General features: G+C 69.5%; 13 protein-coding genes. 10 read left to right on the forward strand and 3 right to left on the reverse strand.

Annotated elements, in window-relative coordinates; all coding sequences use genetic code 11:
• Positions 1-32 precede the first annotated feature (32 nt).
• Positions 33-959 carry a peptidase inhibitor family I36 protein gene (locus ACFQGL_RS24455; RefSeq protein WP_377514737.1) on the forward strand — a complete coding sequence of 309 codons (927 nt, stop codon included), beginning with the start codon at positions 33-35 and terminating at the stop codon, positions 957-959.
• Between the two features lie 163 nt (positions 960-1,122).
• A complete protein-coding gene (locus tag ACFQGL_RS24460) occupies positions 1,123-2,067 on the forward strand; it encodes a hypothetical protein (RefSeq protein ID WP_377514738.1) in 945 nt (314 codons plus the stop codon).
• 54 nt (positions 2,068-2,121) lie between these two features.
• On the opposite strand, the gene ACFQGL_RS24465 is transcribed toward ACFQGL_RS24460, so the two are convergent.
• The gene (locus ACFQGL_RS24465) at positions 2,122-3,441 is read right to left on the reverse strand and encodes a right-handed parallel beta-helix repeat-containing protein (RefSeq protein WP_377514739.1); all 1,320 of its coding nucleotides are present in this window, start codon (positions 3,439-3,441) and stop codon (positions 2,122-2,124) included.
• 244 nt (positions 3,442-3,685) lie between these two features.
• Here ACFQGL_RS24465 and ACFQGL_RS24470 point away from each other — a divergent pair, with 244 nt between their 5' ends.
• Complete coding sequence (locus tag ACFQGL_RS24470; protein ID WP_377514740.1) at positions 3,686-4,039, forward strand: cupin domain-containing protein; 354 nt, start codon at positions 3,686-3,688, stop codon at positions 4,037-4,039.
• Here ACFQGL_RS24470 and ACFQGL_RS24475 read toward each other — a convergent pair.
• Positions 4,033-4,302, reverse strand: a complete 270-nt coding sequence (locus ACFQGL_RS24475) for a TetR family transcriptional regulator C-terminal domain-containing protein (protein ID WP_377514751.1) — start codon at positions 4,300-4,302, stop codon at positions 4,033-4,035. The genes ACFQGL_RS24470 and ACFQGL_RS24475 overlap by 7 nt on opposite strands.
• A gap of 77 nt (positions 4,303-4,379) precedes the next feature.
• On the opposite strand from ACFQGL_RS24475, the gene ACFQGL_RS24480 reads away from it, so the two are divergent.
• The gene (locus tag ACFQGL_RS24480) at positions 4,380-4,490 is read left to right on the forward strand and encodes an SDR family oxidoreductase (RefSeq protein ID WP_377514741.1); all 111 of its coding nucleotides are present in this window, start codon (positions 4,380-4,382) and stop codon (positions 4,488-4,490) included.
• Between the two features lie 44 nt (positions 4,491-4,534).
• On the opposite strand, the gene ACFQGL_RS24485 is transcribed toward ACFQGL_RS24480, so the two are convergent.
• On the reverse strand, positions 4,535-7,606 hold the full coding sequence (locus ACFQGL_RS24485) for a hypothetical protein (RefSeq protein ID WP_377514742.1): 3,072 nt from the start codon (positions 7,604-7,606) through the stop codon (positions 4,535-4,537).
• 172 nt (positions 7,607-7,778) lie between these two features.
• Here ACFQGL_RS24485 and ACFQGL_RS24490 point away from each other — a divergent pair, with 172 nt between their 5' ends.
• The 6 genes from ACFQGL_RS24490 to ACFQGL_RS24515 all read left to right on the forward strand — a co-directional run bounded on the left by ACFQGL_RS24490 (position 7,779) and on the right by ACFQGL_RS24515 (position 12,869).
• Positions 7,779-8,468: an alpha/beta fold hydrolase gene (locus ACFQGL_RS24490; protein WP_377514743.1), complete on the forward strand. Its 690-nt coding sequence runs from the start codon at positions 7,779-7,781 to the stop codon at positions 8,466-8,468.
• Positions 8,469-8,571: 103 nt separating this feature from the next.
• Complete coding sequence (phnD, locus tag ACFQGL_RS24495; protein WP_377514744.1) at positions 8,572-9,489, forward strand: phosphate/phosphite/phosphonate ABC transporter substrate-binding protein; 918 nt, start codon at positions 8,572-8,574, stop codon at positions 9,487-9,489.
• A 4-nt stretch (positions 9,490-9,493) separates the two neighbouring features.
• A complete protein-coding gene (locus ACFQGL_RS24500; RefSeq protein WP_377514745.1) occupies positions 9,494-10,219 on the forward strand; it encodes an ATP-binding cassette domain-containing protein in 726 nt (241 codons plus the stop codon).
• On the forward strand, positions 10,209-11,105 hold the full coding sequence (phnE, locus tag ACFQGL_RS24505; protein WP_377514746.1) for a phosphonate ABC transporter, permease protein PhnE: 897 nt from the start codon (positions 10,209-10,211) through the stop codon (positions 11,103-11,105). The genes ACFQGL_RS24500 and phnE overlap by 11 nt, the downstream gene beginning before the upstream one ends.
• A 45-nt stretch (positions 11,106-11,150) precedes the next feature.
• Positions 11,151-11,579, forward strand: coding sequence for a hypothetical protein (locus ACFQGL_RS24510; protein ID WP_377514747.1), 429 nt, complete (start codon positions 11,151-11,153; stop codon positions 11,577-11,579).
• Between the two features lie 129 nt (positions 11,580-11,708).
• Positions 11,709-12,869: a hypothetical protein gene (locus tag ACFQGL_RS24515; RefSeq protein WP_377514748.1), complete on the forward strand. Its 1,161-nt coding sequence runs from the start codon at positions 11,709-11,711 to the stop codon at positions 12,867-12,869.
• Positions 12,870-12,941 lie beyond the last annotated feature (72 nt).

Here is a 12,941-nt window from a genome sequence, read left to right on the forward strand (position 1 = left end):
TCACCTCTCCCACTCCTGAACGGCGGCCGCGGATGACCATCCTGAGAAGAGTTCCGAGCCTGCTGGCCGTCCTGGTGGTGGCGCTCGTCGGCGTCGCGGTGGCGCCGGGCGCGGCGTCCGCCGCCGCCCGCGACGGGGCCTGCGACAGCGGCGAGTTCTGCTACTACTACAACAGCAACCAGGCTGGCTCGATCTCCGACTTCACCGACTCGCTGGACGACTACGGTACGACCCAGCCGTCCTGCTACGAGTTCAAGGGCGCGGGCGCAGGCAAGGGTCTGTGCGTGAAGAACAACGCGGCGTCGGTCTGGAACCGTACCGGCAAGACCGTGCGGGTCTACTTCAACAGCAACTTCGCCGGTGCGAGCCAGGACTTCGCGGCCGGGGCGAAGGGCAACCTCAACGCCACGCTGAAGAACAACAACGCCTCGCACGAGCTGCTGAGCGGGCCGACGGGTTGCAGCACCGACGGCACCAACAGCAAGCTGCCGACCACCATCCTGGTCTACCGGGTGAGTCTCGGACGGGTCGACCGGGTGGACTTCAAGACGTACGTCAAGAACGTCCTCCCGAACGAGTGGATCACCAGCTGGCCGAAGGCCTCGCTGGAGGCCGGTGCCATGGCGGTCAAGAGCTACGGCTGGTACTGGGCGCTGCACTCGACCCGCAAGACGTCCGGCGGGCAGTGCTACGACGTCCGGGACGACACCGGCGACCAGGTCTACCGGCCCTCGTCGGCGCAGGCGTCGACGTCCTCCGCGGTGGACAGCACCTGGTCGGCCCGGTTGACCCGGAGCGGCAACATCCTGCAGGCGCACTACTGTGCGACCACGACCGCGTGCGGTGGCTGGGTGGACGGGGACTGGTTGTCGCAGTACGGCTCGCGTGATCTGGCCAACGCGGGCAACGGCTACCAGACGATCCTCCGTCACTACTACCGCGACGTGGCCATCTCCTGAGGTCATGCGCCACACGCGCCGCCCGCCGCAAATACGTGGCGGGCGGCGCGCTCGTGGTCGAGCTGGGCATCTCGTCCCGGACGGAGGTGGCCCGGCTGAATCTCGATCGGATCGGGTGGGTCGGGTCCGCGCGATCGGTGCGTGCGGATCTATCCTTTGCGCCGTGTCATACGCAGATCTCACCGTCGAGCAGTGGAACGAGCAGACGGACGGCGCTGCCCGCCGGTTGGCCCGGGAGATCGCCGACCGACACGGTCTGACCGCGGTGGGTCTGAAGGACACGGTGTACGCGGGGCGATCGCACCGGATTGCGCTGTTCGACCGCGACGGGATGCGGTTCGCGCTCGTCCCCGGCGGACGGCCGACGCTCGGTTACGACGGGGCCCGATTCCGCCCTACTCCCGACCAGGCTGCCAGTTACACCGAGAGCGCCGGCGACTACGAGCTCCCGCCCCTGGCCGAGCATGTCGACGCGATGACGTCGCCGGTACGCATGGTCGAGGTCCCGGCGATGCTGATCGCGGTGCAGGCGTTCGAGCCCTGCGAGACTCCGCTGGCGCCGGACGATCCTCGGGTGGTCGAACTGGTCGCGTCGGCCAGGCCCGGGATCGGCGGGATGAAGGCGGTTCTACCCGATGGCGGGGTGCGCGTCGAGTTCGACCGGGCCGGTCGCGTGACGCGGGCCCGACTGACCCGCGAGGTCTCCTACGACGAAGCGATGGCCGGGCTGACCAGCATCGGCCTGCGGACGACCACGCCGGATGAGTGGGAGTGGGCCTGTGGAGCAGGTGCGACGACCCTGTTCCGCTGGGGCGACACCAGCGCCAACGACGGCTACCCGTTCGATCACAAGGCGGGTCCACACCGCGAACAGAACCTGTGGGGTCTGGCGATCGGGCAGGACCCGTACCAGCATGAGACGACGACCGAGCGAACCATCGTGTGCGGAGGCGACGGTGGCGGTGCCGCGTGTGGCGGCGACGGTTTCTTCCTGGGCTGGCTCACCCTGGCGACCGCCTACCGCGACAAGGACTTCGGCCGTTGGCTCGCCTCCGACGACTGGTACTCCGAGGTGGTCCTGACCCGGCCCGTCATCAGCCTGAGCTGAGTCGTGTCGGGCGCTGGGCTCCAGACCTCACGGTGCGCCGGCCCCGGCGGGTGGTCAGGACTCGAAGGCGCCGGCGTCGATGGCTGAACCGCGGGTACGCCGGGTGCTGTGGCCGAGGCTGTGGACGTACTGGGCGGTGGGTGTGAGATCCGTCGGCGTGGCGGTGCCCACGTTCGCGCAGGGTGAGCCGGCGCGCAGGTGGTAGTCGTACCCGGCGGGGTTGGCGAACTTCGGGTCGGTGGCCGTGCAGTTGCCAGCCACGGTAGCGCCTGACTGGCTGATCAGGGTGGGGGTGCCGGTGACGATGTTGTTCCGTACCACTGCCTTGGCGCTCACCGACCCGCCGATCATGATCGCGGTGCCCCGGCGCAGGTCGTTGACGATGGTGTTGTTGACCACCGAGAGGCGCGAGCCCGGGTGCGGCGAACCCTCCTCGCCGTACGCGATGATGGTGGGGTTCTGGGTGTTCGGGCCCTGCTGGATCACGTTGCCGATCACGCGGGTCCGCCCGCCGTTGGGCAGGTCGATCTCGTAGCTGTCGCTGCCGCCCTGACCGGTGATCCGGTTGTAGAGGATGTCGTTGACCAGCGCCCGGGACTTCACGAGGTGACCCACCTTGGCGTCGTGCGACCAGCTGTACCGCAGGGTGAAGCTGCGCACCGCGCCGATATACATGTTGTGGGTGTAGCCGTCGCCGGCGCCGTTGTGGGCGAACTCGGTCGACTCGACGACGATGTCACTGGCCGGGTTGGCGCCGGTCAGAATGCCGTTCTGGTTGTGGTGCAGGTAGCTGCGCTTGACGGTGAGCCCGGCGCCTTCCTGGCGGATCGCGGCGCCGTTGCCGTCGGGCACCGTCGACCCGGACAGCTCCACGTTGTCCACGGTGGTGCTCCTGCCGGCGATCACCCAGGTCGCCTTGCCGCCGCTGTTCCTGCCGGCGGCGTCGATCCGTGCCCGGCCGTTGAAGCCGACGATCATCAACCCGTCGGTGCTCCAGCCGCACACGTCGCCGTTGTAGCCGCCGTTGCCCTTGGCGTCGATCTGGATCGTGTCGCCGGCCTTCGCCGCCGCGATCGCCCGGCACGGCGTCTTGTACGGGTGCCCGGGGCCGACCACCCGGACCGTGCCGCCGGGGTTGCGGGGGACCGCGGTGGTGGCCGTGGGCGGCTTCGACGGCATCGTCGACGCGCGGGCAGGAGCCGGGGTCCCGGTCGTGGTGGCCGTGGGCGTCGGGGCGGTGTCAGACGCCTCGGCGACCGGCAGGGCGCTGCCGGCAGCCCCCGAGGTGTCGGCGCCGTCGGAGCAGGCAGGCACCAGGAGCAGCAGGGACGCCGAGAGCATCGCGCTCAGGGCTCGGCGGGCGTGCACAGTCACCGTCGCACCCTAACCGCTGCTCGGCGCGGCCCGGTCCGTCGACAGGCTGCGGCAGGAAGGTTCGATGAGACCGAGCCCGTGCTGGCAGACCGCGCGAGGCCTCGGCCGACGCACGAGCGGATGACGTACTCAGGACTTCGTGGGTGGGCCGTTGTGCTGTCTGCGACGCTCAGCGGGCCGGGAGGACGGATGAGGACAGCAGCCCCGACAGAGCAGCAGCCCCGACAGAGCAGGAGAGACGCACATGTCGCAGAGACCTGATGTCGCGGAACCGCCGGCCGTCAAGCGCACCGAACTGCAGCGGCACCCGGCCTCGGTGCCGGGTCGACTGATCGTCCAGACGCTGTTCGAGATTCCGGTGGGACTGGCGTCGGGCCGACACAAGCATCCCGGTGAGGAGGTGGGGTTCCTCATCCACGGCACGGTGGCGATGGAGTTCGACGATCGGCCGACTCTGACCATCCACGCCGGGGAGCCCTTCCTGATCCCGCCCGGGGTCATTCACAACGCTCGGAACATCACCAACGACGTCACCACCATGATGCTTTCGACGTACTTCGTCGACGAGAACGAGCCGCTGGTGACGCAGTGTCACTGACCGGGGCAGCCGCTGCTCGGGTTGTCAACCCACTGTTCCAGTTGGCCGCGTGGTACGCCGGCAGCGGCGTGGACGGCGTGACCCTCGGTGACGACGCTGAGAAAGCGGGCCAGGGTGGCGGGATCGGCGTCCGGGGGGAGATCGCCCTCGTCGACCGCGCGGGCGAAACGGGCGGCCAGAGCGGCTTCGCCGCCGAGCCGGCTGGCCGCCAGGAATTCGGCGATGGCCGAGTTCTCGGTGCCGCAGGCGGTGCCGCCCTGGATGGAGAGGCACCCCGCGTCGCCGGGCTGGCCGCCAGCCCCGAAGAGGCCCCCGGCCTGCTGGAGATGCTCGCCTCCAGATGGGTCGGCCGGAGGAGATCGCCAACGCCGCCCTGTTCCTGGTCTCGGACCAGAGCAGCTTCATGACCGGCGGCGAGATCTTCGTCGACGGTGGCGCGAACCAGGTCTGACCGACGTCATTGCCGGCGCCCGGAGGCGCCGGCAATGACGTCGGTCAGCTGGCGTGGGTGAGGCGCGTGGTGATGCGCAGCCCGACCATGGTGTCGTTCATCCAGGGCACCCGCTCGCGGTGCAGCCCGGCGGTCATCTGGTCGGCCCAGACCTCGTACCGCTGGGTCAGTGCGGCGGCACGGGACCGCGCACTGGTGACCAGACAGTCGCCGAGCGGGTCACCGGGCAGGTTCGACGAGTCGACCGCGGGCTCGCAGGGCAGCTTGAGGCTGACCTGGTCGCGCAGCGGACGGCCGGGATCGAACGTGCACGGCGAGCTTCCGCACTGTGCGTAGTTGTCGCTCGCCTTGGCATAGGCGTTGCCCACCTTGGCGTCCGTCGGCATGTTCACCGGAATCTGGTACTGCCCGAACAGGTTCGCGGACAGCACGTCGTCCGAGTCCAGGGCGTTGGGCAGACCGAGCCGGGTGTACGCCTGGAGCAGCCGTGCTGTCGTGTTCATCTTCTTCAACGCGGCGGGCACCGGCCCGCTGACCTGGGTGCTCAGGTCCCGTACCCGGTCGTACATGTACTTCTGCCGGCCCTGGAGGAAGCCGCGCAGGGTCGACGTCAGCGAGGCGTCCAGCGCCGCGTTGTTCACGGCCGTGGCGGACGAGGCGAAGGTGTAGCGGCCGGACGGCCACTTCTGGGTCAGGCCCTGCTGGGGCGTGGTCTCGCTGTCGCAGTTGAACAACTCGCAGTCGATCCGGTACACCTGCTCGTCCGACCAGGTGTAGTCGGCGGTCCGCGAGTTCTGCCAGGCCGCGCTGGAGTTCAGCCGGAACCGGCTGTGAATCTGTAGCCGCAGCTTGCCGTAGAAGCGGACCACGCCGGTGCCGTAGCCCGTCGTGCGGGTGTGGACCCAGCTCGGCGTGTAGCAGTAGCCGACCTCGGGCAACTCCCGTACGCCCGCCGGCGGCTCGCCGAGACGCGGCGTGTACGCGTACTGGAGCGTCCGCACCACGTTCGACATCAGGTCGTAGCGAACGTTGCTGGGCCGGTCGATCTGCGCGCTGCCACTACACGACGGCACCATCGCGTCGTCGGCCTTCGCCGGTGCCGCGGCGAGTGGCTTGTCGGTGTCCCAGAACAGGTCGTAGCTCTTGGGTGTCTTCCACTGAACGCCATTGGCGTCCGGCTCCCAGCGGACCTGGATCTCGTTTGTCCGGAAGGCGGCCAGCGCGGTCGACAACTCGTTGGCGGCCGCGACGTACTCGTTGATCAGCCCCGTGATCAGGCTGTTGGTGTTGCCGTTGACAGGCCGACCGAAGCTGGCCGCGAGGTCGGCGATGCGTGCGCCCTCCGCCTCGATCTGTGCCGCGCGGCCCGCGTTGACCTGGCCGGCGTAGGTCGGGTTCTGCAGCATCAACATGGCGTACGCCTGCGCGCCGAGGTTCCACACCGTCGGATTGCCCACCGGTGTCGCCGGTTCGACCATCGACGGGTCACGCCCGCTGGCGATCCGCGCCAGGTAGTTGATCGACCGGGCCTCACCGAAGCTGTTCAGCACGTTGGTCGGGTCGAGCGCCGGGTTGTCGGCGTCGGTCTTGGGCACCACGAAGGCGGCACCACTGGCCAACTGCGTGGAGGTCAGATGGAACTCGTTCTCCGGACCCACGAACTCGCCGTACGTCGGGATCGGCTGGCCGAAGTTCTCCAGGTAGCCGATGTACTGGTTGATGTCGGCGCGGGCGTCGTGCAGGGTGGCGTCGCCGATCGCGGCCAGCACGGTGGCGGCGATGTCCTCCAGGCGTAGGCCGAGCTGAGCGACCTGCTGCTGGACGAGGGCGATCTGCGCGGTGTTGCCGGCGATCGCCTCGTTCAGCTTGTCGAACTGGGCCATCATGTTCGCGTACACCGTGTTGATCTGGGCCTCGACCCGCGCGAAGCTGGCGCGCATCTCGTCGCCGAGGGCCCGCACCTCGTCGCGCAGGGCCTTGACCTGGTCGAGGATCTGCTGGTCCAGCGAAGGTCCGCCGCTACCGAAGAGACCGACGACCGACATCACGGCACCGAAGATGTTGCCGGTCATCGCCAACGTCGCGGTGTTGAAGATCGAGCCGGCCAGGCCGCGGCCGGTGATCGCCGCCGCGTACTTGGAGATCGCGCTGATCGTGGTGAGGACCGCCTCACCGATCACCTTGGCCTTCTTGCCGGCGTCCGCGTCGGCGAACCCGATGATGGTGGAGACCATGCCGACCCCGGCCTTGATGTCGGAGATCGTCTCCTGCCGCGCCTTGTCCCGGTCCTCGGCGGCCTTCTTGGCCGCCGCGGTGCACTCGGCGCTCGGTGGCCCCTCCGGCGGACACTTGCTGTTGTTGCCGCCGATCTCGAGACGGATCTCCAAGCTCAGGCCGAGCAGCTGCGCGTGCAGGGAGCCGAGCTGCTGCTTGGCCGCCGCGACGTATGCCGCCGAGTCGCCCTGCAGCGCCAGGATCGCGTCCAGGTCCACGACGGACAGCCCGGGGTCTTCCTTGAGCTCCTCGTAGGTGCTGGTCACGTCCACCCCGAACGGCGCACCGAGCACGGCGTTCCAGGCGGTGGCGATCGGCGCGCTGGCTGCCCCCGCCTGTCGCACCGCCGTCCACACCGCGGTCAGGGCGTCGTCGCGGCCGCGCAGCCACTGGCCGGTGCGCAGCGCGCCGGAGGCGAGTTCCTCGCGGGTGTCCCACGGTTCGACCGCCTTGCCGATCACGGCCCCGACCAGACCGGTGATCTCCGGCGAGGTCCGGGTGTCGCCGCCGGGGACGCCGAGCAGCACGTCGACGGACTTGAGCACCAGGTCCTGCTCGGGCGTCAGCAGGTCGAACGGGGTCAGCGAGCTGTCGAGGAGCTGCTTGCGCGTCGTGAGCTGGGTCTGTGCCTGGGCGGCCGTGGCATTCGGGTGCAGCCGGTGCCACTGGACGAACTCCGCCGACAGTACGGCGGTCCTGATCCGGTCGGCGCCCTGGATATGGATCTCGGTGACCTGACCGAAGGCCCGGTCGGTGAGCGCTGCCTGGGGGATGGAAACTGGACTGGCCGACGCGGGTTCGGCGTACAGCACACTGGCCGCTGTGACTGCGAATATCGCCACCACAGCAGACCCGCGTCTGGCCCGCGAGAAACGTTTGAAGGTCATGGCGGGACCGTATTCAGCCCACTGACGCGGTCCTGAAACGGTGCTGAATCGCCAGCTCAGCTCCTGTTGAATGGTGCTTGACGCGAGCCAGCGGCGATCTTCACCTCTCCAGCCGATCATTCCGGCCGTGGCGACGCTGGGCCAGGCGCGCCTGCGCGCCGTCGCATCGACGCCGGCTTCACACTCGGCGGCGGCGGGTACGAGCTGGAGTGACGTAAGGGCCCGAAGGAGGATCATCATGGCGGGGACCCGGAAGATCTTGTTCGTTCAGGGCGTCGGCGCCGGCACGCACGACGAGTGGGACAACAAGCTGGTCGACAGCTTGCGGCGGGAACTGGGGACCGGGTACGAGGTTCGCTACCCGCGTATGCCCGACGAGGACGACCCGGACTACGCCACCTGGAGCGCGGCTATCCGGCAGGAGGTCGTGGCCCTGGACGACGGTGTGGTCGTCGCGGGCCATTCGCTGGGCGGGACGATCCTCATCAACACGCTCGTCGAGCGGCCACCGGAGCGGGAGATCGCGGCGATCGTGCTGATCGCCGCCCCGTTCGTCGGTCCGGGTGGCTGGCCCGGCGAGGAGTTCGAACTGCCGCACGATCTCGGCGCGAGGCTCCCACGGGGCGTGCCGGTGCATGTGTTTCACGGACTTCAGGACGAGACCGCTCCACCGACGCATGCCGACCTCTACTCCCGCGTCATCCCGCAGGCGAAGCTGCACCGGTTGCCCCGGCGCGATCACCAACTGAACAGTGATCTGAGCGAGGTGGCAAAGGTGATCGAGTCCGGTGGCCCCGGACGCGTCCCACATCATTGAGGGAAACCTGCCGAGCGGCGATCTTCGATATCATGAGTGATCGTTCTGGGGGGGCTTTCGTGGTCGATGCCGACTCAGATATGTGGAGAAGGCGGGGAAGCGGATGCGTCGAGGTTTGTTCGGGCGATTGGTGATCAGCTTCCTGGCCGTGCTGCTCGTCGTCACGGCCAGCGGCTGCGGGTCCGCCGAACCGGTTGGCGGTGCACTGCCCTCCCGGCTGCGGGTCGGCGTCGTGCCCAACGTCTCGCCGGAGAAGCAGCGCGCGTTGTACGAGCCGCTGCGGGCCTATCTGGCGGACCGCCTCGGCGTCGAGGTGGAGCTCTTCGTCGCCAACAACTACGCGGGCGTGGTGGCGGGCCTGGTCGCCAAGCAGGTCGACGTCGCCTACCTCGGAGGACTGACCTACACGCAGGCGGCCGAACAGTCGCCGGGTGTCGTGCCGTTGGTGACCGAGGTCGACGAGGAGACCGGCACCCCTCGGTACTGGTCCGCGGTCGTCGTGCGGGCGGCGGCCCCCACCAGGTCCGTCGCGGACGTTGTCGCCGCTGGCGGACGGTTCGCCTTCGGGGACGTGGGCTCGACGTCGGGGAGCCTCTACCCGCGGATGATGCTCGTCGACGCGGGAGCCAAGTGCCAGTCGGACGACCTGAACACCTGCCCCCCACTCCGGAGCGTCGCCTTCACCGGGGGCCACGACGCGACCGCGCAGGCGGTGCTCAACTCGTCCGTCGAGGCCGGCGGGCTCGAACTGCGGATCCTGCACCGGCTGGAGCGGCAGGGCACCGTCGCGAAGGGCGCCCTACGGGTCGTGGAGCAGCGCGAGGTGATGGGCTACCCGTGGGTGGCCCGGGACGGGCTCGACGATTCCGCCCGGCAGAAGGTCACCGACGCGTTCCTCGCTATCACGGACCCAACCCTGTTGTCGCTGATGCGGGCCAAGTCCTACGCGGCGGTCTCGACCACGGACTACACCGAGGTACGGCAGAACGCCCTGCGGCTCGGTCTACTCACCGAGCGGTGACGGCATGGACGTCACGCTGACCGGGCTCACCGTCAGGTTCGACAGCCAGCCGGTCCCGGCCCTGGAATCGGTCGATCTTCGGGTGCCCGCGGGCGAACAAGTGGCGTTGCTCGGTGCCTCGGGCGCCGGGAAGAGCACCCTGCTGCGGGTGCTGCTCGGCGGCGTACGGCCGCTGGCGGGTGAGGTCCGCGTCGGCGGCCGTGATCCCTTTGGTTCGGCCGCCGGCGTGCGGGCGCTGCGGCAGCGATCCGGGTTCCTCCGGCAGCGCGACGACCTCGTCCCCGGCGTCAGCGCACGGACGAACATCCTGATGGGCCAGTCCTCGCGGTGGCGGCTTGGCGACTGGTTCACCGTCGCTCGTGGCGGGGTGCCGTCCCGGCACACGGCTCGTCTCGCCGAACTGGCCCACCGGCATGGGATCGCCGACCTGCTCGATCGGCGGATCGAGCACCTTTCCGGCGGCCAACGCCAGCGCGTCGCCCTGGTACGGGCGCTGCTCGGAGGGCCGGGGCTGCTCCTGGCGGACGAGCCGACGACGGGGTTGGACCCGGAGCGGGCCGCCGCCGCCGTGGCGGACCTGCGCGGGGCGCACGGCGTCACCTTGCTGCTCGCCACCCATGACGGCGCGCTGGCCCGACAGTTTCCCCGCGTCATCGGGCTGCGCGCGGGGCGGATCGTCGCTGACGGCCCTCCGGCCAGGATCGCGATGGAGCAGCTGTATGCCGCCTGAAGTGGAGGAACGGGACCCGAGGGTCGCGGGGCGGCCGGCCGTCCCGCAACCCCGGGCGCCGATACGGACGTTGCGCTGGGCGGGGCTGCTCGTCTGCGCGACCGTCCTGCTCTGGTCGCTCTCGGCGACCGGGGTGGGCGTCGGATCGCTGGTGCAGGGGCGGGAAGGGGCCATCCGGCTGCTCTCCGGGCTCTTCCCACCCGACCTGGACCCCGTGCTGTTGCGCCGGATCGGCACCGCGACCGTGCAGACCCTGCAGATCTCGGTCTCCGCGCTGGTGCTGGGCGCAGTTCTCGGCCTGCCGCTGGCGGTGCTCATCGCCAGCAACGTACGGGCACCCCGGATGCTGGCCCTCCCGGCGAGAGGGCTCGCGGCGGTGCTTCGGGGCGTACCGGAGCTGCTCTGGGCCTTGCTCTTCGTGGCGGCGGTCGGGCTCGGCCCGGCCGCCGGGGTGTACGCGATCAGCCTGCACTCGGCCGGCATGGTGGCCAAGCTCTGCTCCGAGCAGATGGAGGCGGTCGACCCGGCCCCGGTGGAGGCGGTCCGGCTCACCGGCGCCTCCCGTACGGCCACCGCGCTCTTCGCCGTCGTCCCGCAGGCGCGAGGCACCATCGTGTCGCAGCTGCTCTACCAGTGGGAGTGCAACGTCCGTAGCTCGGTGGTGATTGGCTACGTCGGGGCGGGCGGGCTGGGGCAGGAGCTCGGTGTGGCGCTGCACCTGTTCCGCTACCAGGAGCTGGCGACGCTGATGGCCGCCGTGCTGCTGCTGGTCTTCGTGGTCGATGGCGTGTCGGTCCTGATCCGCCGGCGACTCGGGGTCATCGCCGGGCCGCCCGGCGACTTCGAACGACCCCGTTTCAGCCAACTCTGGCGTCCACAACACTGAGCTGCCCGCGCACCGCCGCGGTGCCGGGCTTCGGCGGGAGGAAAGATGACACCTTCACCACGTCTCGGCACCAACCGACGCCGGCAGTGGCGGCGGCCTCTCGTCGTGCTCGTCGTCGTGGCGGTGGTGTTGTGCGCCTGCGCGGTCGGCTGGGTACGACGGTTCGGCGTTCCGCTGACCGAGGGTGGCGGAGACATCTTTGGCTTCGTGGTGGAGAACCACCTGGACCGTCCTCTGATCGTGGAAGTGGACCGTGGCCGCGGCCCGGTCACCTACGACGTGCTTCGTACGAACTCCGTACCGATACCCCTCAACCGGGTCTGTGGGCCGCCACTGCGGTTGGTGGCTCGGGAGGTGGCCGGCCCGGAAGTCGCCCGTCTCGACGACCCGCTCTGTGCGCCGCGTACCTGGGTCATCGCGGCTGACGGCTCGACCGAACTGCTGCCCACGCGCCGCTGGCCGTACCCCGGTTGAGGCGAGCCCAACGCCGGCCCTGTTCATGCGTTCTGTGGGACGCTGCGCGCTTCTTGACGCATCTGTACGGAATGTGAAACCGTCAGGTGATCTTGGTGAACGTTGCCCTGCGCTGATCGGGGAGGAAACATGCGGCGAAGCCGTGTCTACGGAGGACTCATCGCACTGCTCGTCGGCTCGACCACGGTGGTCGGGCCGATCACCGGGGCGAGCGCGAGCGTCGCCGGCGAAGGCGTCTGCGAGCCCGTGGTGAAGACCGCGCGGCCGGCGACCGGGCTGCAACAGAAGTGGGCGCACTTCGGCGACCGCGCCCGAGCCGGCGAGTGGGCGGGTGGCGACGGTACGTATTCGACGCCGCTGCCCGACGGGCGCACGGCCTGGCTGTACAACGACACCTTCCTGGGCCCGGTCGGTCCCGGCCGCAGCATCACCCCGCACGCGCCGGTGCACAACACGATCGTGACCTCGCCACGGGGCAGCGACCGACCGACCGAGACGATCCTGTCCGGTACGGCGCAGAACCCGCTGCCGATCGTCGGCCCGGCCGGCACCGACCAGCCGTGGTACTGGAACGGTGACGGCATCGTCGACGACGGCAAGCTGTACGTCTTCGAGTTTCAGCAGCAGGCGGCCGGCGAGGGCCACTTCGGCTTCGAGTGGATCGGCACCGACCTTGCGGCCCTGTCCCTGCCGGACCTGCGGTTGCGCAAGGTCACTCCGACCTACGACGGGCACGGGATCCAGTGGGGCGTGGAACTGCTGCGCGCGGGCGACTACATCTACATCTACGGCGTGGGGTCGACGCAGTGGCCGGGCAAGCAGGCGCACGTCGCCCGGGCCAAGGTCGGTCACCTCGACGGGGCCTGGGAGTTCTACACCGGCAGCGGCTGGTCGCCCAAGGAGGGTGACGCCGCGGTGATCATGGCCGAGGTCGGCTCCTCGTACGGGGTGGCGCAGGTGCAGGGGCAGTACGTGCTCGTCACCACGGACAGCTACCTCGGGTCCAAGATCTACGTCCACACGTCCGCGACGCCGTTCGGATTCGCCGGATCTGAGCGGGTGCAGGTCTACGACACCCCCGAGGGGCAGCCGGAGTACGACGCCGACGCGGCCGGCGACATCTACACCTACAACGTGGCCGTGCACCCGACGTTGAGCACCACGAACAACCTGGTGGTCTCGTACAACGTGAACAGCACGAGTATCGCGGACCTCTACGGCGACATCAGCAACAACCGGGCACGCTTCCTGGACCTGCGGTTGGCGCCGAAGCAGCGCAACTGCCGCTAGGGCCTGTGTCGAAGTCGGTCACAGCCACTCGTTGATCGCGGCGATGTGCACGGTGGCTTCGTAGCGGACGGC

This window comes from Micromonospora vulcania (assembly GCF_042658605.1).
In the GTDB taxonomy this organism is placed as follows: Bacteria; Actinomycetota; Actinomycetes; order Mycobacteriales; family Micromonosporaceae; genus Micromonospora; species Micromonospora vulcania.